The organism is Pseudomonas sp. Sample_9, from assembly GCF_004307535.1.
GTDB classification, from domain to species: Bacteria; Pseudomonadota; Gammaproteobacteria; order Pseudomonadales; family Pseudomonadaceae; genus Aquipseudomonas; species Aquipseudomonas mercuritolerans.
Window position 1 is genome coordinate 15700 of the sequence record NZ_RAZO01000028.1, and the last position, 21785, is coordinate 37484.

General features: G+C 57.3%; 26 protein-coding genes and 3 tRNA genes. 15 read left to right on the forward strand and 14 right to left on the reverse strand.

Going from position 1 to position 21785, the window contains the following annotated elements; all coding sequences use genetic code 11:
• From D6877_RS01720 to D6877_RS01730, 3 genes are all read right to left on the reverse strand, one after another.
• The coding region (locus tag D6877_RS01720) for an ABC transporter substrate-binding protein (protein WP_241662831.1) at positions 1 to 767 on the reverse strand (767 nt) is incomplete at its 3' end.
• Between the two features lie 131 nt (positions 768 to 898).
• Positions 899 to 1180, reverse strand: coding sequence for a peptidylprolyl isomerase (locus D6877_RS01725; protein ID WP_016774509.1), 282 nt, complete (start codon positions 1178 to 1180; stop codon positions 899 to 901).
• A 94-nt stretch (positions 1181 to 1274) separates the two neighbouring features.
• A complete protein-coding gene (locus D6877_RS01730; RefSeq protein WP_130909668.1) occupies positions 1275 to 2144 on the reverse strand; it encodes a triacylglycerol lipase in 870 nt (289 codons plus the stop codon).
• Positions 2145 to 2478: 334 nt separating this feature from the next.
• On the opposite strand from D6877_RS01730, the gene D6877_RS01735 reads away from it, so the two are divergent.
• The gene (locus D6877_RS01735; RefSeq protein ID WP_130909661.1) at positions 2479 to 3558 is read left to right on the forward strand and encodes a hypothetical protein; all 1080 of its coding nucleotides are present in this window, start codon (positions 2479 to 2481) and stop codon (positions 3556 to 3558) included.
• A gap of 52 nt (positions 3559 to 3610) precedes the next feature.
• Here the strand turns inward: D6877_RS01735 and D6877_RS01740 are convergent, their stop codons facing one another.
• Positions 3611 to 4684, reverse strand: coding sequence for a 3-deoxy-7-phosphoheptulonate synthase (locus D6877_RS01740; RefSeq protein WP_130909662.1), 1074 nt, complete (start codon positions 4682 to 4684; stop codon positions 3611 to 3613).
• A 606-nt stretch (positions 4685 to 5290) separates the two neighbouring features.
• Between D6877_RS01740 and D6877_RS01745 the strand changes: the two genes are divergently transcribed.
• The 6 genes from D6877_RS01745 (at position 5291) to D6877_RS01770 (ending at position 9178) form a co-directional block, all read left to right on the forward strand.
• Entirely contained in the window at positions 5291 to 5734 is a 444-nt protein-coding gene (locus D6877_RS01745) for a GNAT family N-acetyltransferase (RefSeq protein WP_130909663.1), read from the forward strand.
• Between the two features lie 127 nt (positions 5735 to 5861).
• Complete coding sequence (uvrY, locus tag D6877_RS01750) at positions 5862 to 6503, forward strand: UvrY/SirA/GacA family response regulator transcription factor (RefSeq protein ID WP_024012761.1); 642 nt, start codon at positions 5862 to 5864, stop codon at positions 6501 to 6503.
• Positions 6504 to 6505: 2 nt separating this feature from the next.
• The gene (gene uvrC, locus D6877_RS01755) at positions 6506 to 8329 is read left to right on the forward strand and encodes an excinuclease ABC subunit UvrC (protein ID WP_024012762.1); all 1824 of its coding nucleotides are present in this window, start codon (positions 6506 to 6508) and stop codon (positions 8327 to 8329) included.
• Positions 8330 to 8361: 32 nt separating this feature from the next.
• Positions 8362 to 8922, forward strand: coding sequence for a CDP-diacylglycerol--glycerol-3-phosphate 3-phosphatidyltransferase (pgsA, locus tag D6877_RS01760; RefSeq protein ID WP_041478738.1), 561 nt, complete (start codon positions 8362 to 8364; stop codon positions 8920 to 8922).
• A gap of 60 nt (positions 8923 to 8982) precedes the next feature.
• Positions 8983 to 9058 (forward strand) — tRNA-Gly (locus tag D6877_RS01765).
• Between the two features lie 46 nt (positions 9059 to 9104).
• A tRNA-Cys gene (locus D6877_RS01770) sits at positions 9105 to 9178 on the forward strand.
• Between the two features lie 83 nt (positions 9179 to 9261).
• On the opposite strand, the gene D6877_RS01775 is transcribed toward D6877_RS01770, so the two are convergent.
• Positions 9262 to 9795 (reverse strand): GAF domain-containing protein, encoded by a 534-nt coding sequence (locus D6877_RS01775; protein WP_163012213.1) that lies wholly within the window; start codon positions 9793 to 9795, stop codon positions 9262 to 9264.
• A gap of 495 nt (positions 9796 to 10290) precedes the next feature.
• Here D6877_RS01775 and D6877_RS01780 point away from each other — a divergent pair.
• A tRNA-Leu gene (locus D6877_RS01780) sits at positions 10291 to 10377 on the forward strand.
• 93 nt (positions 10378 to 10470) lie between these two features.
• Here the strand turns inward: D6877_RS01780 and D6877_RS01785 are convergent.
• The 7 genes from D6877_RS01785 to D6877_RS01820 all read right to left on the reverse strand — a co-directional run bounded on the left by D6877_RS01785 (position 10471) and on the right by D6877_RS01820 (position 14611).
• Complete coding sequence (locus D6877_RS01785) at positions 10471 to 11502, reverse strand: tyrosine-type recombinase/integrase (RefSeq protein ID WP_130909664.1); 1032 nt, start codon at positions 11500 to 11502, stop codon at positions 10471 to 10473.
• Positions 11503 to 11709 (reverse strand): DUF4224 domain-containing protein, encoded by a 207-nt coding sequence (locus D6877_RS01790; RefSeq protein ID WP_093101817.1) that lies wholly within the window; start codon positions 11707 to 11709, stop codon positions 11503 to 11505. It lies immediately after the preceding gene.
• Positions 11706 to 12179, reverse strand: coding sequence for a hypothetical protein (locus tag D6877_RS01795; RefSeq protein ID WP_093101816.1), 474 nt, complete (start codon positions 12177 to 12179; stop codon positions 11706 to 11708). Before D6877_RS01795 ends, D6877_RS01790 begins: the two co-directional genes overlap by 4 nt.
• A gap of 11 nt (positions 12180 to 12190) precedes the next feature.
• Complete coding sequence (locus tag D6877_RS01800) at positions 12191 to 12556, reverse strand: pyocin activator PrtN family protein (RefSeq protein WP_093101815.1); 366 nt, start codon at positions 12554 to 12556, stop codon at positions 12191 to 12193.
• Between the two features lie 158 nt (positions 12557 to 12714).
• Positions 12715 to 12996, reverse strand: a complete 282-nt coding sequence (locus D6877_RS01810; RefSeq protein ID WP_008086765.1) for a phage antirepressor KilAC domain-containing protein — start codon at positions 12994 to 12996, stop codon at positions 12715 to 12717.
• A gap of 9 nt (positions 12997 to 13005) precedes the next feature.
• Positions 13006 to 13596, reverse strand: coding sequence for a hypothetical protein (locus tag D6877_RS01815; RefSeq protein WP_093101813.1), 591 nt, complete (start codon positions 13594 to 13596; stop codon positions 13006 to 13008).
• Between the two features lie 253 nt (positions 13597 to 13849).
• Positions 13850 to 14611: a S24 family peptidase gene (locus D6877_RS01820; RefSeq protein ID WP_081500543.1), complete on the reverse strand. Its 762-nt coding sequence runs from the start codon at positions 14609 to 14611 to the stop codon at positions 13850 to 13852.
• A gap of 101 nt (positions 14612 to 14712) precedes the next feature.
• Between D6877_RS01820 and D6877_RS01825 the strand changes: the two genes are divergently transcribed.
• From D6877_RS01825 to D6877_RS01850, 6 genes are all read left to right on the forward strand, one after another.
• Entirely contained in the window at positions 14713 to 14964 is a 252-nt protein-coding gene (locus D6877_RS01825) for a YdaS family helix-turn-helix protein (protein WP_081500541.1), read from the forward strand.
• Positions 14965 to 15283: 319 nt separating this feature from the next.
• On the forward strand, positions 15284 to 15802 hold the full coding sequence (locus tag D6877_RS01830; RefSeq protein WP_009049401.1) for a phage regulatory CII family protein: 519 nt from the start codon (positions 15284 to 15286) through the stop codon (positions 15800 to 15802).
• Positions 15795 to 16019 (forward strand): TraR/DksA family transcriptional regulator, encoded by a 225-nt coding sequence (locus tag D6877_RS01835; RefSeq protein ID WP_008080171.1) that lies wholly within the window; start codon positions 15795 to 15797, stop codon positions 16017 to 16019. The genes D6877_RS01830 and D6877_RS01835 overlap by 8 nt, the downstream gene beginning before the upstream one ends.
• Positions 16009 to 18228 (forward strand): VapE domain-containing protein, encoded by a 2220-nt coding sequence (locus D6877_RS01840; protein ID WP_093101812.1) that lies wholly within the window; start codon positions 16009 to 16011, stop codon positions 18226 to 18228. Before D6877_RS01835 ends, D6877_RS01840 begins: the two co-directional genes overlap by 11 nt.
• Complete coding sequence (locus D6877_RS01845; RefSeq protein WP_093101811.1) at positions 18221 to 18580, forward strand: hypothetical protein; 360 nt, start codon at positions 18221 to 18223, stop codon at positions 18578 to 18580. Before D6877_RS01840 ends, D6877_RS01845 begins: the two co-directional genes overlap by 8 nt.
• A gap of 529 nt (positions 18581 to 19109) precedes the next feature.
• A complete protein-coding gene (locus tag D6877_RS01850; RefSeq protein WP_008080174.1) occupies positions 19110 to 19442 on the forward strand; it encodes a phage holin family protein in 333 nt (110 codons plus the stop codon).
• A gap of 138 nt (positions 19443 to 19580) precedes the next feature.
• Here the strand turns inward: D6877_RS01850 and D6877_RS01855 are convergent, their stop codons facing one another.
• A complete protein-coding gene (locus D6877_RS01855; protein ID WP_093101810.1) occupies positions 19581 to 19781 on the reverse strand; it encodes a KTSC domain-containing protein in 201 nt (66 codons plus the stop codon).
• 229 nt (positions 19782 to 20010) lie between these two features.
• Here D6877_RS01855 and D6877_RS29750 point away from each other — a divergent pair, with 229 nt between their 5' ends.
• Positions 20011 to 20169 (forward strand): hypothetical protein, encoded by a 159-nt coding sequence (locus D6877_RS29750; protein WP_231990161.1) that lies wholly within the window; start codon positions 20011 to 20013, stop codon positions 20167 to 20169.
• 478 nt (positions 20170 to 20647) lie between these two features.
• Here D6877_RS29750 and D6877_RS01865 read toward each other — a convergent pair whose 3' ends face one another.
• Positions 20648 to 21529 (reverse strand): NAD(P)H-binding protein, encoded by an 882-nt coding sequence (locus tag D6877_RS01865; protein WP_093106737.1) that lies wholly within the window; start codon positions 21527 to 21529, stop codon positions 20648 to 20650.
• Positions 21530 to 21785 lie beyond the last annotated feature (256 nt).

Consider the following 21785-nt stretch of genomic DNA (forward strand, 5'->3'; position numbering starts at 1 on the left):
TCGAAGTTGTACAGGCCGCGACTGACCGGCAGGTCCTTGCCCCACCAGTCGCCATTGCGTTCAAAGGTGATGCTGCGCCCGGAGTCGACCTTGCCGACCCGGTACGGCCCGCTGCCCAACGGCGGTTCATAACCACCGCCGCCGGCGAAATCGCGGCTCTTCCACCAGTGTTCGGGGAACACCGGCAGGGTCGCGATATCCAGAGGCAGGGTGCGGTTTTCGTTGCTTTTGAAGTCGAAGCGCACGGTCAGCGGTGCCTCGATTTCGACGCCTTTGACGTCGGCAAACTGGGTGCGATAACGCAGGCTGCCTTGGGTCATCAGCAGGTTGTAGGTGTAGCGAACGTCCTCGGCGGTGATCGGTTTGCCATCGGCAAAACGCGCCTTCGGGTTGATGAAAAAGCGCAGCGACAGACCGTCTTCCGAGCGTTCCATTTTTTCCGCCACCAGACCGTACACCGTGTACGGCTCATCCAGCGAGCGCTGGGCCAGTGGCGAATACAGCAGACCGTCGATCTGCGTCACGCCGATGCCTTTGTCTATATAAGGCAGCAGATGATCGAAGTGGCCGATTTCGATTGCCGAGCGCCGCATCGTCCCACCCTTCGGCGCCTGCGGATTGGTGTAGTCGAAATGGCCGAAGCCGGCGGGGTATTTGGCCGGTTCGCCGTAAACGGTCAGTGCGTGTTGCGGGGCAGCGGTCGCACCGGCGGCACCCGTGAGCAGGGCGAGGGCGGTGAGCATCAGTGTGGGAAAAACCAGTCGCATCGTCAGCCTTGGAACGCAAAATCGATAAGCGCAAGTTGTACGCGAGCCGCGCGCCACTCGCCAGCCGTATATGTAACTGAAACACAACGGCCCACCAAAGGGTGGGCCGTTGTCAGCAATCGGACGACGAATCAGTCCTGACGGCTGGTGACTTCCAGCAGGTGATAACCGAACTGGGTTTTTACCGGGCCTTGCACGACGTTGATCGGCGCGCTGAACACCACGGTGTCGAATTCCTTGACCATCTGGCCTGGACCGAACGAACCCAGATCACCACCCTGACGGCTGGACGGGCAGCTGGAGTTGGCTTTGGCGACTTCAGCGAAATCGGCGCCGGCTTCGATCTGAGCCTTGAGTTCGTTGCACTTGTCTTCGCTGGAAACCAGGATGTGGCGGGCAGTGGCTTTAGCCATGGGAATTCTCCGAACTGTTTCAATAAAAGGTGGAGCCTACCGGAATCAGTGGGCGAATTCTCGGCAAAGTTCCATTCTGCGTCCCTGATGCTATTCAAAGATCTGCGATCCGCAGACGCCGGGCGTGCTCGACATACAGTTCAATCGGATCAGGAGATGGCCCGTTTGCGCAAGTGGTACGCCGCAGGCTCGCCAGATGATCCATTGGATAATCTGAGCAGATAACCTGGCCGAGATGGCTGCTGAAGCGTCCGACGAAACCGTCATTCTGCTGGGCTTCGGTGGTGAAGTATTGCGCCAGCACACCGCATATACGCTGAACCGGATCCTGCGCTGGGAACGTGGACTGCGGGACAATGCCGCTCCACGAGTAATAGCGCACGCCATTGACTTGCTCGGCGCCGTGGCCGCCCCAGGTTTGCGGCAATCCCTGGGGAAACTTGTCATTGAATTGACCAACGCCGACTGTCGTCAGTGCGTTGAGTGCGGCCAATGCATTCTGCGGCAGTGCCACGCTGCCGCTGAGCAGCGACAGCAAGTCAGCAAATTGCGTCGCCACGTTCTGTGCTACAGCTTCGGGGAGCTTGCCCGGGATCAGCGCCTTGCGCAGGAAGTCGGCAAGCTCCGAGCCATGGTTCGGGCCGCTGACGGAGGTGACTGAAGCAACGACGTTTGGCGCAAGCGCCGCCGCATAGCGCGCAGCGAGTGCGCCTTGACTGTGTCCTATAAGGTTGACTTTCTTCGCGCCTGTGCCTCGCAGTACGCAGGCCAGCTGTGACAGCAGTTGCTCACCCCGCATTTCATTGTCGTGGGTGGCCGAAAGGTGTGGAACAAACAATCGACAGCCAGCCGCTTTCAGCGCGGACTTGACGTCATGGAACAGCTCGAAATGACCGATACGCTCGAACCCGAACAGACCGTGGACCAACAGGATGGGATAACGAGTTGTAGCATTCCGTTGCATGTTCTTACCTTTTTCGTAGAAGTTCATCGGGAAATCACCGAGCCACTCTAAAACACCCATATCGCCGAGGAAGTACGAAGAGGCTTCGCGTTGTGTTTGAAAATGGACTACGAGGCGTACGAAATTTCGGAGAGCTGTGAAATCCGAATCGGAAGTTCATAGGGTCGTTTGTCGTTGGAAACTCACCGTGAGGGTCCTTGCCTACTTCAGGCGGCGCGTTTGCCGCGTCATCGCGGTGTCTTGAGCTGACATCTAAATCGTGTGGAAAGATGCTCAATGTAGATGTCAGTGTCGTCATTCGGGGCGGCACGTTTTCCAGGGAGTGGAAACGAAAATGAATAGCCATGAAGTCGAGTTTTGCTGGCGCATGCGTCAGCCGATGGTTGCCGAGCTGTCCGTCGACCCTCTGATCGCGCCGACGATTGACGGGCTAAAAGGGAGCGTGTTGGATCCTTCGCTGGTCAGGGCGATCGTTCGCATTTCTCCTTATGCCAACATGAGCTGTGGCGATCAGCTGGTGCTGTACTGGGAGGGGCTGGATATCGAAGGCTTTGCCTATCAATACGAGAGCGTTCGATTCATCAGCCAGGCGCAGATTGGCAAAGACGTAATTTTCGTCATCAAAGGAATGCATGTGGCCGCGCTGGATGGAGGTTCGCTGGAGGTTTACTCGACACTTCGAACTGCGTCCGCACCCAAGGCAATGGAATCTGCTCGCCTGCAACTGTCTGTGGGCGATGTCCGTACGCAACTGTTGGCACCGCAGATAGAAGGCTCGGTAAACGGAGCGCTGGATCCGTCGCGAGTGGCCGAGGGCACCCTGGTAACTCTGCAGCCTTACGCGAGAATGTCTGCGGGAGATCGGGTGGCGGTGTCCTGGCACGGAGATACCTCGCCAGAGATCTTTACCGACTCGTTGAACATTGAGGCCTACGCCGTCGCCCAAAGCCTGTCGTTCTGGGTGCCGGGCAGCTATATCGAAGCGCATCGTGGTGGTGAAGTCGTCGTCGCTTATCGTGTCGAACAGCGTTGTGGAACGATTCGAACGTCGGAGCCTGCAACGGTTTTCCTCGGGCCTGCGGTGCGTGCGCAACTGACTGCGCCGGATGTCGTCGAGGCGGTTGAAAACGTGTTGTCACTGAAGGATTCGCTCGACGGCGTTTCCATTCGCATGGAAGAGGCGCAGGTGCAGGCGGATGAATTGGTCTATCTCAAGTGTGACGGCGAGTTTTTCAGCCATCGCGATGACCTGGAGATCACTCAAGAGACGGCGGGGCAACCGGTGCGTTTCATTGTTCCCCATCGGTTCTGGCGCGAGCATCACGGCACGACAGTCGATATTGCCTACACCATCGAACGTCTGGACGATGTCAGTCAGCAATCTGCTGTCAGGCGGATCAGCGTAGTGGCATAGCCTGGGCGGTCGGCCCTCCGCACTCTGTACGGAGAGGGAGGGCGATCTGATATCAGGCTCTGGCTTGTGCGAGGCGCTGCGCAGCGTCGGTCAGCAATTGTTCCGTTGCGGCGAATCCGAGGCATCCATCGGTGACCGATACGCCGTAGCGCAGAGAGGTGCTCAGCGGCTGGCAGCCTTCGAACAGGTGAGACTCCAGCATCATGCCGATCAGCGACTGGTTACCACGCAGGCGTTGTTCAAGCACATCGTTGAACACCGCTGGCTGACGCAATGGGTCTTTGCCGCTGTTGGCATGGCTGCAGTCGACCATGATCCGGCTGGGGATATTCAGTCGGCTGAGCTCGGCCCTGATTTTCGCTACGCTGGTTTCGTCGTAATTTGGCCCTTGATGGCCACCGCGCAGCACGATGTGGGTGTCAGCGTTGCCGGCTGTTTGCACGATCGCCGGATGCCCTTGGCTGTCAACGCCGAAGTGCCGATGCGGATGGGCTGCCGAGCGCATGGCGTCGACAGCGATGGCGGCGCCGCCGTCGGTGCCGTTCTTGAAGCCCACCGGCATGTTCAGGCCGCTGGCCATTTCTCGGTGAATCTGCGATTCGGTGGTGCGGGCACCAATGGCCACCCAGCTCAGCAGGTCATCAAAGTAGTTGGCGGCCATGGGTTGCAGGAGTTCGGTAGCGACCGGTAGCCCGAGCCGGATCATTTCCAGCATCAGTTCGCGCGACAGCGTCAGGCCGGCGGCCATGTCGTCAGTGCCATCCAGGTGTGGATCGTAGGCCAGCCCTTTCCAGCCGACCGTCGTACGCGGCTTTTCGACGTAGGCGCGCATGACCAGAAGCATTTCACTGCTGACATCCTCGGCCAGGCGAGCGAGTTTGCCGGCATATTCGATCGCCGATTGCGGATCATGGATAGAGCAGGGGCCAACGATGACCAGCAGGCGCGGGTCTTCACCGTTGAGGATGGCGCGCACCGCCTGGCGATGGGCATTGACCTGCTGATGCAGGGAGTGGCTGAGCGGTAATTGCTGTTTGAGCTGCAACGAGCTGGGCAGGCGCAGGGTCAGCGCTTCGTTGGCAGAATCGAGGGTGGACAGCGGCAACGCGGAAACTGAAGAGTTCATGTTTGGTCTTCCTGGGCGGATGGCGGGTTTTTCCCGCGCACTCGGCCCTATTGGGGTGTTCGACAAATGGCCGTACTGGCTAGGCGTGTGTGTTTGCCACCTGTAGGTGACCGATCGGAGGCGGCAGGCTGTCCCGAGCGGAGGCTGGTAAATCGCCAGGCGCTAAAGCTGTCGTAACGGTAATAAGTGGCGTAGTTCATGGTGTATTCCTCGAAGTGTCTGGTGTGGTGCTGAAAATTGTGGGCCTGAAAAAACAAAACCCCCGGTCGGGAGGCCGACCGGGGGTTGAGAAATCTCTGGTAGGCGACCCGTTATCATGGGCGCCGTGTGGGTATCAGGCGCGCCAGTGGCTAAACCAATACCCAAAATAGAAATTGACCGGAGCGCAGGTGACATTCGCCCGGGCAGCCGCCACCGAGCGCGAGGCGCTGGCGATGCAAGACTGTGAAAGGGCGTTGAACATGGTCTGTCTCCGATGAATGCGCCGAGCTTACTCGACGCTGATACGCGTCAGCAATCAGAAAATGCTATTGCTCGCCGAGCAAAACGGCTATCAGTGGCAAACGATCCGGTTAAAGTACATTTTTGCGCTTGGAGAAGAGCTGAATGAGTTACCGAATTCGGCATGCCACCGATCATGATCTTGCTTTTGCACGGGACCTGACCTGTCGCACCATGCTGCGCTATTACATTGACCACGATCTGTTGTGGCAGGACGAGGCGTTCGACGCCGGCTGGCGGTATCGTGACAACTGGATGATTCTGGGGGATGAAACGCCGATCGGCTTTTTCAGTCTGAGCCAGGATTCGCGAGCGCTCTATATGCGCGAATTGCAGATTGATCATGCCAGGCAAGGGCAGGGCGCGGGTTCCTGGGCCATTGATCAGGTTATCGACATGGCTCGTCAGGCAAGACGACCGGCGCTACGGCTGACAGTGTTCGATAACAACCCGGCGCAGAAACTGTATGCACGCAAGGGACTGCGCATCGTGGGCAGGGATGAGTGTTTCCTCAGGATGCAGCTCGATTTAAGTACAGCTGTGCTCTGAAACCCACGGCCGGCAAGCCCTGAATGATGAATTGAAACTTTTTAAATGCGGCTTTCCGCTAGGTCTGTCGGGCACTTTTTGCTAAGGTGTCGGGCATCCCAATAAGACCATATCGCGAGGTGTCTGCTTGATTAGGGTGCTAGTGGTCGACGACCATGATCTCGTTCGCACAGGCATTACACGGATGCTGGCCGATATCGATGGCCTGCAGGTGGTGGGTCAGGCCGAGTCAGGTGAAGAGTCCCTGATCAAAGCCCGTGAGTTGAAGCCTGACGTTGTGCTCATGGACGTCAAGATGCCCGGCATCGGCGGCCTCGAAGCCACACGAAAACTGCTGCGCAGCCACCCGGACATCAAGGTGGTTGCCGTTACGGTGTGCGAGGAAGACCCTTTCCCGACGCGTTTGCTTCAGGCCGGCGCCGCCGGTTACCTGACCAAGGGCGCGGGCCTGCCGGAAATGGTCCAGGCCATTCGGCTGGTTTTCGCCGGGCAGCGTTACATCAGTCCGCAGATCGCTCAGCAGTTGGCGATCAAATCATTCCAGCCAACCAATGATTCGCCATTCGACGCGTTGTCCGAGCGGGAAATCCAGATTGCCTTGATGATTGTCGGCTGCCAGAAGGTCCAGATCATTTCCGACAAGTTGTGCCTGTCGCCGAAAACCGTGAACACCTACCGCTACCGCATTTTCGAGAAACTGTCGATCAGCAGCGACGTTGAGTTGACCCTGCTCGCGGTGCGTCACGGCATGGTGGATGCCAGCGCCTGACCATGACCGAGACATTCGATTCCAGTGCTTTCCTGTCGACCGTCAGCGGTCGGCCCGGCGTCTATCGCATGTTCGACAGCGAGGCGCGCCTGCTGTATGTCGGCAAAGCGAAAAACCTGAAGAAACGTCTGGCGAGCTACTTTCGCAAGACCGGGCTGGCGCCGAAAACGGCTGCATTGGTCGGGCGTATCGCTCAGGTCGAGACGACCATCACCGCCAATGAAACCGAAGCGCTGCTGCTGGAACAGACGCTGATCAAGGAGTGGCGCCCGCCGTACAACATCCTGCTGCGCGACGATAAATCCTATCCGTACGTGTTTCTCTCCGACGGACAGTTTCCGCGCCTGAGCATCCATCGCGGCGCAAAAAAGGCCAAGGGCAAGTATTTCGGTCCGTATCCAAGTGCCGGTGCCATCCGCGAAAGCCTGAGCATTCTGCAGAAAACCTTCTTCGTCCGTCAGTGCGAAGACAGCTACTACAAAAACCGCACCCGTCCGTGCCTGCAATACCAGATCAAACGCTGCAAGGCACCATGCGTGGGTTTGGTCGAGCCTGACGTCTACGCCGAAGACGTGCGCCACTCGGTGATGTTCCTCGAAGGTCGCAGCCACGCGCTGACTAACGAGCTGTCCACCGCGATGGAAGAGGCAGCGATCAATCTCGAATTCGAACGCGCGGCCGAATTGCGTGACCAGATCGCCTTGCTGCGCCGGGTGCAGGACCAGCAGAGCATGGAAGGCGGAACCGGCGATATCGACGTTATTGCCGCATTCGTCAATCCCGGCGGCGCCTGTGTTCACTTGATCAGCGTGCGCGGTGGCCGAGTGCTGGGCAGCAAGAATTTTTTCCCGCAAGTCGGCATCGAGGAAGACGTTTCCGAGGTCATGGCAGCGTTCCTCGGTCAGTACTACATCAGCAGCCCCGAACGCGATCTGCCGAGCGAACTGATCGTCAACGTGGTTCACGAAGACTTCCCGGCGTTGATCGAAGGGATTCACACCTTGCGCGGCCGTGAGTTGGCCATCAGTCATCGGGTGCGCGGTACCCGTGCGCGCTGGCAGCAACTGGCCGTGACCAACGCTGAGCAAGCGTTGGGCGCGCGTCTCGCCAACCGTCAGCACACCGCCGCGCGATTCGACGCGCTGGCCGAAGTGCTGAATCTGGATGAACCGCCGCAACGCCTGGAATGCTATGACATCAGTCATTCCAGCGGCGAAGCCACGGTGGCCTCTTGCGTGGTGTTCGGGCCGGAAGGCGCGATCAAGTCGGATTACCGCCGCTACAACATCGAAGGCGTCACCGCCGGCGACGACTACGCGGCCATGCACCAGGCGTTGACTCGCCGCTTCAGCAAACTCAAGGACGGCGAGGGCAAGTTGCCGGACATCCTGCTGGTCGACGGTGGCAAAGGCCAATTGTCGATGGCCCGCGATGTGCTCAACGAACTGGCCGTACCGGATCTGATCCTGTTAGGCGTCGCCAAGGGCGCCACGCGCAAGGCCGGTTTCGAAACGTTGTATCTGAATGATGCGGCCCACGAGTTCACCTTGCGCGGCGATTCACCTGCCCTGCACCTGATTCAGCAGATCCGCGATGAGGCGCACCGCTTCGCAATTACGGGGCATCGCGCTCGTCGCGGCAAAACCCGCCGAACCTCAACGCTGGAAGGCGTGGCAGGGGTAGGGCCGACCCGCCGCCGTGACCTGTTGAAACATTTTGGTGGATTGCAGGAGCTGTCTCGTGCAAGCATCGAAGAGATCGCCAAAGCCCCGGGGATCAGTAAAAAGCTCGCTGAGTCGATTTATGCGAACCTGCATAGTGAGTAGAATGCCCCTTCACCTCGTAGCCAGTTGTGCCGATGAATATCCCTAATCTGATTACCGTTCTACGCGTCCTGCTCATCCCGATCTTTATTTTGCTGTTCTATCTGCCCTACCAATGGAGTTACATGGCCTCCGCTTCGGTGTTCGCCTTCGCGGCTGCAACCGACTGGCTCGATGGTTATCTGGCGCGCCGACTGGAGCAGAGCACTCCGTTCGGGGCGTTTCTCGATCCGGTCGCCGACAAGCTCATGGTCGCTGTTGCCTTGGTCCTGCTGGTGCAGGAACACGGCAATCTTTGGCTCACGCTGCCAGCGGCGGTCATCATCGGTCGCGAGATCGTGATTTCGGCCCTGCGCGAATGGATGGCCGAACTCGGCGCCCGGGCACAGGTGGCTGTTTCCAATCTGGGCAAATGGAAAACCGCTGCGCAGATGCTCGCATTGGTGATTCTGCTGGCCCATCCAAAGGCTCTCAGCTTCTGGGTCGTGCTTGGTTACACATTGTTGATCGTGTCGGCAGGGCTGACCCTATGGTCGATGGTTCAATACCTTCGAGCCGCCTGGCCGCACCTGAAGACTGATGTCGAAAAGAAATAAAAGTTTTTTGAATCAAGGGGTTGACGGGGCATCTTAATTCTATAGAATGCGCCACACCAAGCGGGAATAGCTCAGTTGGTAGAGCACGACCTTGCCAAGGTCGGGGTCGCGAGTTCGAGTCTCGTTTCCCGCTCCAATTTGTACAGTGTTTGTTGTTGTGCTACTGACAGCAAAGACTTTGAGGCCGAGTAGCAAAATGGTTATGCAGTGGATTGCAAATCCACCTACGCCGGTTCGATTCCGACCTCGGCCTCCACTATCAAAAACCCCGTAGATCAATGATCTACGGGGTTTTTTGTTGTCTGCAGAAAAATGTGGTGCTCACCTGTTTGCGGAGGGTCAATCAGTCAAGCACGATCCGGTCTGGATGTGGCTGGCACCTTCCACCGTGAGATTCGAGAAAAAGATGCAGCCAATGAGCCGCGCGAACAGCGTCAATGTCTCTGCAAGATCGGGGTTGTCAAACAGAACAGCCCTTGAGTCCAGAGCACATAAGGCACCCCAGAGTCTCCCGTCCGGCAGGAAAACAGGCGCGCCTGCGTAGCTTTCAATCGAATATTGCTTCACCACAGGACGTGACGAAAGTCGTCCATCCTGGCTGATTTGTGGAAGGAAGAGGGCTTGCGGATTTCGTCGAAACTCACTGCAAAGGGTGGTTTCCAGATCCAGCGTATCGCCGACATTTATTCCCAGTTCAATCGGATCGTACGCCGAACAAACGATCCACTCTGTTTCAGTGAATTTTGCGATGCCGGCAAAGCGTGTACCGGTCAGACGGGTGACAAGTTGCAGGATATTGGTGGTCGCTTCGATCTCGGCGATCGCCGAGCGCTCCTCTTGGCTTAAAGACGCTTTTAGAACGGTGTCACTCATTTGCATGGAATCAAATCTCCTGATTGCTTGTACATCCCTGAGCACTGCTCTGGTGACGTTCTGTGAGGCGTGATCGTGGTTGAAGGGGGGGGGCGTGCTGATTACCCTTTGATTATTGATTTCGGCGCCATCCTTTAGCGTAGACATCCCGTCCAGTCCTGGGTTGCCTGCTCATAATCTCAATCGATGAAACATCTGTCACCCGTGCAGCTAAGGTGATGGTGAGCGTCTGAATCTTTTGAGTTTATCGTCTCAATTTCCAGTCGGGTTGCTGCGATTTGCCAGTAACCTCGGCGTCTACTTCAAGCAAACTCCGTAGCTCCCTGATTTCTGAGGCTTTTTGATTTTCCTCGGTCAGCGATATTTAGTTCTCAAATCGCGCACTCCAAACTTGCTTCACCGGGACGTGATGTATATATTCCCCGCTCGGCTTTTCAAGCGGCCATCCTGTCAGGATCGCAACCGCAAGGCTGAGCAAAGCAACACCGCGCTACCGCCCGAATGGCGAAACTGGTAGACGCATGGGACTTAAAATCCCCCGCTCGTAAGGGCGTGCCGGTTCGATTCCGGCTTCGGGCACCATGAATATCAAGGGCTTGCATGACATACATCATGCAAGCCCTTAGTTCTTTTTTCCGCAATCAAAAAATCTTTTCCGCAATTCGTGACCGTTAGTCACCTCGTAGGGGTGACCTTCATGCCCTTTCGCATACGGATGTACTGTTCTGTCATCCCTACGGTGGTGTGCCCAAGTTGGTCTCGTGCTTCTCTGATGCTCCCTGTTGACTCCTCTTTATCCGTGGCCGCTTTTGCTCGTAGGTCGCGCATCTGAAATTCTGCTTTTGGAATCCCGGCTGCTTCCCTGGCGTCATCGAACCTTTTTCTGAGCATGCTGGTCGTCATCGGCTGCCCAGAGTCGATTACTACCAGGCGTGTTGATCTGATTTTCTGTCCGGCCTTTCGCGCCATGATTCGATCTATTACGACTTTGAGCTCACCAATGATTTCGATCCTTCGTTTAGCCCCAGTTTTGCCTTGCTGGACGGAGAGCTTTCCGTCGTTTATGTCGCGCTCATCCATCTTCAATGTGTCAGCGACCCTCTGGCCTGTTAGATAGAACAGGTCCAAAGCATCTCTTAATGGTTGATCGGCATGCTGGTAGGCTCGGGCAAGGACTTCGTCTTCAACATATATGTCGCGACCGGTTTCTTTATTACCCTTCACGCCTGAGCAAGGATTTGCCAAGGATGTGTAGCCGTTCTCGCGAGCGAAGTTCCAAATGGAGCTGAGTAACGCTTTTTCCCGATTTGCACGAATAGGAGCTGCCTTACCGCGATGACGAAGGTACTGGCTGACATGTTTCGGTTCGATTGCTTCTAGAGGGGCCGGTGGGTCGTTGAAGAACAGGAGAAGATTTTTCAGTTCGCGCGCGTTGTCCTTTTGGGTGGCATGGGCTTTCGTGGGAACCACCTCATTCATATAAAGCTCGGCCACGTATGCAAAGGTAAGTACGGTTTGTGTCAGAGTTTGAGAAACGCGGCTTTTTTCGAGCTTTGCGTACTCCAAGATGGCTAGGCCGTAATCTGTACCCAGCGGGATTTCCTTGCGTGGTTTCCCGCCAGTGTCATAAAGGTAGTAGGTGGTGTTGCCGCGTTTTCTCTCGCGCAGGCGAGGAATGCTTCCCGGCTTTGTTGGTCTTCGCCCCATTTATCCCACCAAGCGTGGCTGCCACGTCGGAACTTCTGGTGCGTTTGTAGTTACCCCTGTTAGCGCCGAGGCAATCACGCAGGGCCAGCCGTTGCGCTTGATGGTGTGACGAATGCCATTACGCTTCAGTACAGTAATCTGACCAGCTTTAGTTTTGGCTCCAGTCAACTCGCAGACCTGCTCATGGCTAAGAAATTGAATGTTCATGCCGCCTCCTTGCCAGGAAATACAGAGCGCTTCGAATGCGCTTGCTGTGCGACTTTGCTGCCCTCGATTCCTGGTTGCAGCTGCGCAGCCATTGCAAGTACCTGTTCGCGCATAGATCGGGCATCACGCTCGAGCTTCTTGCCGGTACGAAAGGCGCTGAAGGTTTCGGCGGCGATCCGCAGCAACTCGCCGATGGCGACCAGCGTCTGGTGCTCGGCCGGGCCGAAGAGGGGGGCTGCTTCAAGTCGTTTGCAGGTTTGTGCCAAGCGAGTGTGATCGGCCCGGATGAACTGCAGGGAGGCTCGAAGCTCGCGGATGGTTTTGGCGCTTGCGGCGCGTTGGATGTCTTTACCCTCGCGCAGGCCGGTCTCCAGGCCATCGCTGCGGCCTATGATGTAACCGCCCCAGAGCAGCAGGGCGGCCAGAGCTATCAGGATGATCAGTGCACCGATTTGTATTGGGGTCATCATGTGGTGTGCTCCTAAGGTTGTCGTTGGCTGGTGGTGACAGCCGTCAGTGGTGTGGGGGCCGTTTGGCGTTGGCCGTCCTGCTGTCGCTGCATATCTTCATCAGCCTTGTAGGCGCGGATGTCGATCAGCGAGGCAACATGGCGGATGTGCGCGTACTTCAACGCCTTGCGGCTGGTGTCCAGCGTGGTTATGGGAAGCTGGATCCGGCCGCTGTTGATCTCCGTCACAAACGACTGCTCGTTGAGATTGCGAAAGTATTGCTCGCGGACTTTTTCTAGCGGGATCAGGACGTCACCGAAGATTCGATAGAGCAGTTCGACGGTGGCCGATTCGGGCGCCGGATGCAGGCGAAGCGGATTCTGTGCAGCGTTACTCATGGCCTTGTCTAGGCTCCTTGCGTTGTTGTCGTGCCGGGTGGTTCCAGGCATTCAGGCAGTGGCGTCTGGTCAGCTCGCGCAGATGTTCGGGCACTTCGAGGAGCGCGGCGTTGCGCTCCTCGCGTGTGCGCATGGCAACGATCTGGCGGGCGTACTCCCTAGGCCACGTCACGGCGATCTGCTGGGATGGCAGGAAGATCGATGTCCAACTGCTCGGCCAGCCAGCGGATGCCGGCTTGCATGACGCGGGTCGATTGGCTGTACTGCATTCCGCATTTTTCGTCATACCAGGGGCTGTCCTTGACACGCAGGTACGCTTTGTCGCGCTTCGGGTTCGCTGGCAGGTTTCCCTTGAGCAAACCTTTTTCCCGCATGAGAGCGATCAGTTTGGGACGAGTGAGGCCGAGTTGTGTGGCTGCTTGGGCGAGGGTGCGTTCCATATCTCTCTCCTATGCTGCGTGCGCAGCTGGAGTGGCCGCTGCAGCAAGGTGATTAATGGACTCAATGACCTCTGCGTAGATCTCGGCATCGGAGTCATACAAGGTGAAGCAGCGCGTATGCGGACTCTTGTTGCCGATGCTCAAGATCGCGGTGACGCCGCGGCGTGTATGAGTACGATGCAGCGCCACATGCAGGGGAAGTTCAAAACCCATGTCGAGGCTCAGCACGCCGCCGGTGTGCACCAGTTCGAACAAGCGCTGCTTGTCCTGGGCTTCAAAGCGACCGTATTGACGATCCGCATGTGGGAGATGCACCAGATCGCTGGAGTTGCTCGCGTCGAACGGACCGTTGGCAATCTCTTCAATAAAGTCTGCCAGTTTGAGGTGCATCTTCTTGTCGTTTGGCAGGGTCAGCGTGTGGCGTTCGCTGCCCAGCTCCACGACAAAAGTGCTTACCACTGCGCCGCGCTCAGCCTTGAGACGGAATGCCAGGCATTCACGCTTCGGTGCTGTGCGCAGGACATGGTTGAAGGTCTCGGTCAGGTTGACCTGGGCGTTGAGCAGCTGCAGGGTGCGGTTGTCGATCTTGTACTTGATCATGCCGCGTGCCCTCCACCGTTTGGGTCGAAACACTTGGCAGGAGGGCGACGTTTTTTGGAGGTTTGGATGCTAATAAAAGCGCAGCCACATTCTCGGGCCAGACGACGAACCTCGAAAATGCGGCAGGGGTCAGCAATGGTTGGGTGCAAATGAATCGTAGCTTTGGTATGCATGAATTTGCCTCGCTCTGTGGTTAAAGAGTGAGTGCAAATTAGCAACAGCTAATTCATTTCGCAATAGCAAATGCTAAATTTCAGATCTCAAGGTACTTTGACGGCTTTAAGATAGCCCCTACGTAATGGATTTTCTCGACGAGCTTTTCCTCCAGGAAGATAGGAGGGTAGCTGTCGTTAATGCTATCGAACCGGAGTTGACCGTCCCGGCGATAAATGAACTCTTTCACCATTGCCCTACCATCGGTGGTCCGCACGAGGACCTCATCGCCAGTCTGATAAGCATGATTCGGTTCAATGAGCACAAACTCTCCGTTTTTGATGCGTGGATGCATGCTGCTTCCCACGACTTTCAAGCCATACGCATCGGGATCGGAACTGATAATTTCCAAATATCCATCGCCATGACCTGGAGGATATTCAAGTGCGTCGAAGTAGCCATCAGTACCCAACATAGCCTTTCCCACTACGGGTACTGGAGCAGGGCGCCGGTGCTCGCTTGCTTCCCGCTCTTCAGCTGTTCTAAGGGCGGTTTCGTTGATGGTTGCATTGAAGAACGCGGGGTGGGGCAAAACTGGAGGCTTCAGGCCAAGAGCGATCCAAGCGGCGGTGATTTGATGCTGGTCTTCGGCGGAGTAGGTTCCCGTCGTAAGCAAATCAGCAGGAATTGCGAGCTTTTTTGCAAGGTTCGTGGCAGCTCGGTCACCCAATGTCCGGTGCCCGTTTAGGATCTGAGAAATGTACGAAGCGTCCACATCTGCATGCGCTCCGGCAAAGTCCTTGAGTTGGTTTTCACCAATCAGGGCTTTAAGAATCGTGAGGCGTTTTTCGTAGATATTCATATAGGGAATCATCCGTGCTCCGTTAGCAAAATGTAAATTACGTTTTGCTATTGCGGACCGGATTAGCAGTTGCTAATCTTGTGTTGAATAGGGGGTTAGCAATGACGCTTCTCGAATACATAAAGATCCTAGACGACGTACAGCTCAAGACCTTTGCCTCTCGATGTAATACCTCAGTCGGCCAATTAAAGCAGGTTGCTTATGGCAATCGTCGAGCGAACGCAGCTTTATCCATTTCGATTGATCGGCATAGCGGCAGTCGTGTGACGTGTGAGTCGTTAAGGCCAGACATTGATTGGCAATATCTGCGAACACAGGCACCAGCTAATCACAGAGTAGAAAACGCTGCATAGAAAAAAGGCGACCCAAGGGTCGCCCAGTTTCTCCCGACAGCATCACCACAATGCTATCGGGTCGTGATGTCAGAAGGCGAGCACACCACATGCCGTCGACTTTCATCGCGTTTCCAAGGCTCGGAAGCCTTGGTGTTGCTGCCGTTCTTACCACAGAGCTGGCAGCTGTTGCGCCAGGGGTGAACAACGGATTGTTCGTCCCGGCACGGTGCCGGTGTTGGTCTTACGAACCTAGCCGGCTTTGGGCCTCTCCAGACCACGCGGCAAATGTATCACCAACTTCTGTCGCGCGGCACTGGCAACTTTTAGGATTAATGCCATGAGCCGTATCGCTCTGAGTTCTCTGGAACGGGCGCAGCGGGAAATCCTGCCGCTCGATTTAGCGCTGTACCACGCCGCTCGCGATTACCCGGGCGGCGCTGCTGCCATCGCAGCCACCACTGGCCGCAACCCGACCACGCTGCAGCACAAGCTGTCGCCAACCCACCCGAGCCACTCCATCAACATTCAGGAGTTTGGTGAGATCCTCGAACTGACCAAGGATCGCCGCATTCTCGATGCTGTGCATGCGCTGGTCGGTGACACGATCTGGCAGGAGCTAGCCGACACCTATACCAACGACATGCCCGAGACTCTCACCACCGGCATCGCCGAATACTTCCGCCAAGTCGCGGATCTCGCCGAGACCTGGGCCAAGAGCATCGGCGACGGTGTCGTCACCGATCAGGAACTCGCCGCGATTCGCCTGCAGGTGTTCCGGGGCATCCAAGGGCTGCTGGGTTTGTTCAACCGCGCCACCTACGTCAACCAGACGACGCGAGGCGCTGATCGTGGCTGACATCGCCGATTTCGCCAATGATCTGGTGCAGGAACGCATCGATCAGGCCATGGCTGCGCGCAGCGCTGCCAAAGCAGAAAGCGCTGCCCATTCTTTGCTGTTCTGTGAAGCCTGTGACGATCCGATTCCGGAAGCACGCCGACTGGCCCAGCCGGGTTGCTCGCAATGCATCAGCTGCCAGTCCCTTTCTGAGCGGGGGATTCAGCATGCTCGATGAGGTGTTGGGGCAATTCGCCGATTACGGTCTGGAGCCAGCGCAACCGCTGGTGTTCGGCAAGCTGACCCGCTGCAAGACATCGCAGGACAAGGGCAAGGAAAAGAACGGCTGGTACGTGGTCCACGAGCAGCGCACGGAGAAGGGCGACACCCTGATCTTTGGCGCCTTCGGTGACTGGCGTTCGGGCGAGACGCAGAAGATCAAGGTCAAGGCCGGCCGCATGTCGCCTGAAGAGCGTGAAGTGATGCGCGCCCGCCAAGAAGAAGCTAAGCGCCGCGCTGCCGAAATCGCGAGTAACGCTGCGCGGCGGGCCGCGAAAAGGGCGCAGGGTTTGTTCGAGCGCATGCCGACCACCGGCCGAAGCGACTACCTGGACCGTAAGCAGATCGTTGGTATCAAAGTGCGTTACGCGCCGCGCACCGGTGCGGTACTGGTGCCGATGAACAATGCCCGTGATCAGATCATGGGCCTTCAGGTGATCTTTCCAAACAAGCAGGAAGACACCGGCCGCGACAAATCCTACTGGCCTTACGGGATGGCAAAGGAGGGCACTTTCCACCTGCTCGGTCCGCACCCAGTACCGGGCGAACCGGTGCTGGTTTGTGAAGGTTACGCCACCGGCGCCAGCCTGCACATGGCGACCTCGCTCGCTGTGGCCGTAGCCTTCGATGCGGGCAACCTGTTGGCCGTGTGCAAGGTCATGCGCGAGCGCTTCGCCGGTTGCCCGCTGATCATCTGCCGCGATGACGACTGGAAGACCACCAAGCCCAACGGCGATGCGTGGAACCCGGGTGAGGAGAAGGCTAGCAACGCCGCGCTGATCGTCGGTGCCCAGGTCGTTGCGCCGATCTTCTCGATTGAACGTCACGACAAGTGGACCGACTTCAACGATCTGCACGTCGCCGAAGGCCTCGACGCGGTTCGCCGACAAGTCCTCGCGGTGGTCCGCCCACCGGCAGCCGGTGGCTGGAAAGATCAGTTGGCTCGCAGTGAAAGCGGCGCCTTGATCGCGCACATGCAGAATGTCGAACTGATCCTGGCTCACGACGAACGCTGGGCCGGGGTGATCAGCTACTGCGCCTTCAGCTCGAAGATCGTCAAGCTGCGTGCGGCGCCTTATGGCGGTGGCACCGGCGAGTGGGCCGACATCGATGATGTGCGCGTGATGAAATGGCTCGCGCAGCAGTACAACCTGCGCGTGAAGTCCTCGCACGTGATTGAGGCCGTCAGTGTCGTGGCCCACGATCACGCATTTCACCCGGTGCGTGAGTACCTGAAGAAACTCGAATGGGATCGTGTGCCGCGCCTGGAGCGTTGGCTGACGGATGTCATGGGGGTGAAGGCAACGGATTACACCTCCAAGGTCGGCAAGCGCTGGATGATCTCGGCCGTGGCGCGGGTGATGAAGCCCGGCTGCAAGGCTGACTCGGTGATGATCCTCGAAGGCGTGCAGGGCGCCGGTAAGTCGACCGCCATGAGCGTGCTCGGCGGTGAGTGGTTCATGGACACGCCGTTTGCCCTCGGTGACAAGGATGGCTTTCAGGCGATTCGCGGTAAGTGGATTGTCGAGCTCGGCGAGCTGGACAGCTTTAACAAGGCTGAGAGTACCAAGGCTAAGCAGTTCTTCTCGGCGTCCACCGACACCTACCGCGAAAGCTATGGCCGCAGAACATTGGACGTGCCACGCCAGTGTGTTTTCGTCGGTACCACCAACCAGGACGAGTACCTCAAGGACGCCACTGGTAACCGCCGTTATTGGCCGGTGGCATGTACCAAGGTCGACGTGGCGTTGCTGCGCGAGATCCGCGACCAGCTGTGGGCCGAAGCGATGTTTTGCTTTGAGGCCGGCGATCTCTGGTGGGTAACGCGAGAGGAAGCGCCGATGTTCAGCGAGGAACAGGACGAACGCTTTGTGGTGGACGAATGGGAAACGCCCATCCTGACCTGGCTCGAAGAGTCGCAGATCGGCGAGACCACTACCGGCAGTGAAGTGATGAGTCAGGCGCTCAAGCTCGATCCCGGTCATTGGGGCAAACCCGAGCAGATGCGCGTGGGAGCGATCCTCCATCGACTGGGCTGGCGACGTTTCCGTTTGGGCGCCTTGAGCAAGAGCGGCCAGCGGCCCTGGGCCTACAAGAAACCGGATGGTTGGGGCAGGGCGCCTGTGCTGGAACAACCGGAGTTTGAGGAGCCGTGCTTCGATGATTAAAGCGATCGATATGGCTCTCAAACAATGGGCGCAGGAGCTGCACAGCGACGAGGTGGCCGCCGGTTACTCGGGCGGCAATATGGTCGCCATGATGATGGAGAGCGGTGGCCAGCTCGTGCGCGGCAGGCGTGGGAGCAGGGTGCCGCTGGAAGCCTCTCTGGACATCGAGCGTATCGTCAAGAAACGCCTCGATCCCGAGTTGAAGACGGTGGTGCAGGTGCATTACTTCCAGCCTGATGCGCCTTTGACTGCGCGTCTGGCCGAGAGTGGCTGCACACGCAATCTTTACTACCAGCGCCTACATGACGCTCACATCGTGGTCGAGCACTTCCTCTTGGGGGAAGCGGCTTGAACGTGGGCATTACTCTGGCTCACGCCGTCCCACTGGCCTGCCTCCGTCCCACTGCTTTTTGCGGTGGTGGGACGGGCGCAGGCCCCGTCGTTGTTGGGCTGTCCCACCGTCCCACCTTTTTCATGCCTCCCGCCCGTGTATGCGTAGCGGGCATCAATGCGCGTGTTCACGCGCACGCGTGTTTTTAAATATTCTCTCTATACACGAGAAAGGAGAGTTAAAAGTAGGACGGTGGGGCTAAGCCCCAATCTACGGGGCTTTCAGACGTCCCACCTTGTTTTAGAGAGGTGGGACGCATGGGACGCCAGAAAAGCAAAAGACAGCCGGGATAGATATTCACCGACATTCGCCAGCTGTTCACCGGGCGTAACCCACACATTCACTGGATGGCATTAAAACGGCCTTGCTGCCACCAGAATCGACCTGTAAAAAGGGGCCATCTTCGATGGGTGCGACCGCAAAGCGCGGCAGGCCACCCACCACCTGACCCGGCCATTGCGCCGGGTCTTTTTGTTTAAGGGGCAGGGCAATGACGAACGAGCAACAGGCACTGGCAGAGATGCCGATCTGGTTGGTGATTGCCCTGTCATTGGTTGGCGGTGTGTCCGGCGAGATGTGGCGCGCCGACAAGGACGGGGCGAGAGGCTGGGCATTGTTGCGCCGCCTCGCACTTCGGTCCGGTGCCTGCATCGTGTGCGGCGTGTCAGCGATGATGTTGCTGTTCGGTGCGGGCCTGTCGATCTGGACAGCCGGCGCCCTCGGTTGCCTGACTGCGATGGCCGGCGCCGATGTCGCCATCGGCTTGTACGAGCGCTGGGTGGCCAAGCGGCTGGACCTGAGCGAGGCCGAGCCGAAGGCATGAGCCGGGCAGGCCCGGGAGGGCGCCGATTTTTACGGGTCCTCCCTGAAGGCCGCCCCCTACACGGGTTATCGAACTCGCGGAATCTCTCTAGCTGAAACCTTCGCAGGGATGTCCGTCTTTCCAAGTGCAAGACATCACTCAGCACTGATAACGATCACGTATGTGCTGGTTGTAATACGAACCCTTGGATACAGCCGCTATCAACCCGTTATATACGTCTAGGGGGACGTTGCAGAAGTCGTAAGTGTGGCCTTGTTGAAAACAGATCCTCATCCGTTTCGTGCTTGGATCGTAGCCAACGGCGGTGATTGCATCGGAACGCACGGCAATCATTTCCATGCCATCTCTCCATTTGAAAAAGCGTCTGCAAATACTAGTAGAGAGTCATGGATTTGCAGCCCTCCGCACAAAAGTGCCGGGGACCCTGGGGACTTTCAAAGGACACGGGGTCGGAAACCCGCGGGATTGTGTTAGAGGGAGTCCCGCCAGCTTACTGAAATTTCAATCATTGAAATCTGAAAGGACTCATTGAAAACCGCTGAAAAGGAGGGCTTATGACCGCAGCCACGTGCCTGTCCAAGAGCGACTTCGCCGTGCCATCGGCGGGTCATCGAGTTACATCACCTGGCTCAAGGAGAGCCGTCGACTGGTCCTGTCCCCCAACGGCAAGCAGGTCGACGTGCTGGCCACCGAAGCGTTGATCCGCGACACCACCGAGCCGAACTAGGCTGCCGTCGCTGCTCGCCACAACAGGATCGGCTTCAGGGCGATGTTGCAGCCACGTCGCAGCTCAATACGAGCCGACTAACATGGCTGCGCCGCCGCCCGCTGATCCTGCGCAAGGGGAGACTCCAGTCTTTGTGCAGAAGGCCGCATTGAAAAAGCACATCGCTCAATCATTCACTAATGAGCCTGTCGCTCCGGCCGGCGCGGCAACGCGCCGTCTTATCGAATCCTTGGGAAGTGGAGATGCAATTGACTGCTGCGAGTGAAGAAAGCTGTTCGTCTAAATTGCAAGGCACGCGCGTAGTTTGCATCTGATATGTATCTGAAAATATGGATTTGAGCGTGACGCGCGATTCGAAATTCGGTCTGGTCGCCTGTCGCATTGAACCCCTTATTGCGCAGCCTCAGCCGATTGCAACCCGTTGCGCGACGAACAACAACCGACCAAACACTGGCTATTTGCCGCCAAGCGACCAGGCTTATCTGTTAAATAGCTCCTTGTGCAAGTTTACAAACGCTTGAACAGTCATCGGTGGCTGTCCGGTGACTTCACCAATGATGAAATCCTCGCCCTCGAACACGCCGTGCTGGTAGTCCTTGGCAACTTCCAGCAGATGCTGAATGAGGAAAGGCTGTAGGCCATCGCTTTGCATTTCCTTGCGGTACTGATCCAGTGTTATCGCGACGTACTTGATCTCCCGATCCAATACTTTACCGACTTCGTCAGCCACGGCATGCTGGTTCATTTCGACCGGACCGTGAAGCGGATACGTCTTGCCTTTGTGAGGCTGCGGGTTTTGCAATATGGCAGCGATGAGCCGCGCCTGATCCTCTGCTGCAATCGGGGCATGACGACCTGAGCCAAAGGGGAGGCGAATCTCGCCGTGTTCAACGATATGTTTACGCCAATGCGGGTATATCAACCACTGTGCAAAGTACGTCGGTCGCAAGTGCGTCATGTCCAGCCCCGACCAGTCAAACACTCGTTCTGCGGTGTAGTGATTAAGGGCCGCGTGACTTTTGGCAACGCGACGTGCGGAAATTTGAGACATGTTTACAACTGACTCTACCCCGGCTTCTTTAGCAGCGAGAGCGAAGTAGGCAGTCGCTTCAATCAAGCCAGGTGCGATTGGGTAAACGAAATAAGCTCGCTTGATGCCTTCAAGCGCTGCTCGAACAGCGTTCAAGTCCAGCAGGTCCGCGACCACAACTTCGGCGCCCAATTGGCGCAGTTTGGCCGCTCGATCATCGTTCGTGCGGACGAGCGCACGTACCGCGTGTTTTTTCTGGCGCAGTATTTCAACGGTTCTCCGGCCGGTAAAACCACTGGCGCCGGTAACGAGTATGGTGGGGCTTGTCATCGATCTTCTCTCTCTTTTGGTTTTCGACTGCATAATGGCCATGGTTCGCATGATGGCTGCAATATGGTTATATGATAGCTATCATCTTTGTCAACGAGTTCTTTAGCTCTAGGGAATTCAGAACGTAAGTTTTAGAGGGGGTAGGCAGTGTAGGCGGGGACTGGAGGGACGTCAGCAATCTGACGAGAGGGCTGGCAACCACCGGAATGAGTACACCGCACGCCTAACGAGGGTCCGAATACAAAGTCGGCGGGTT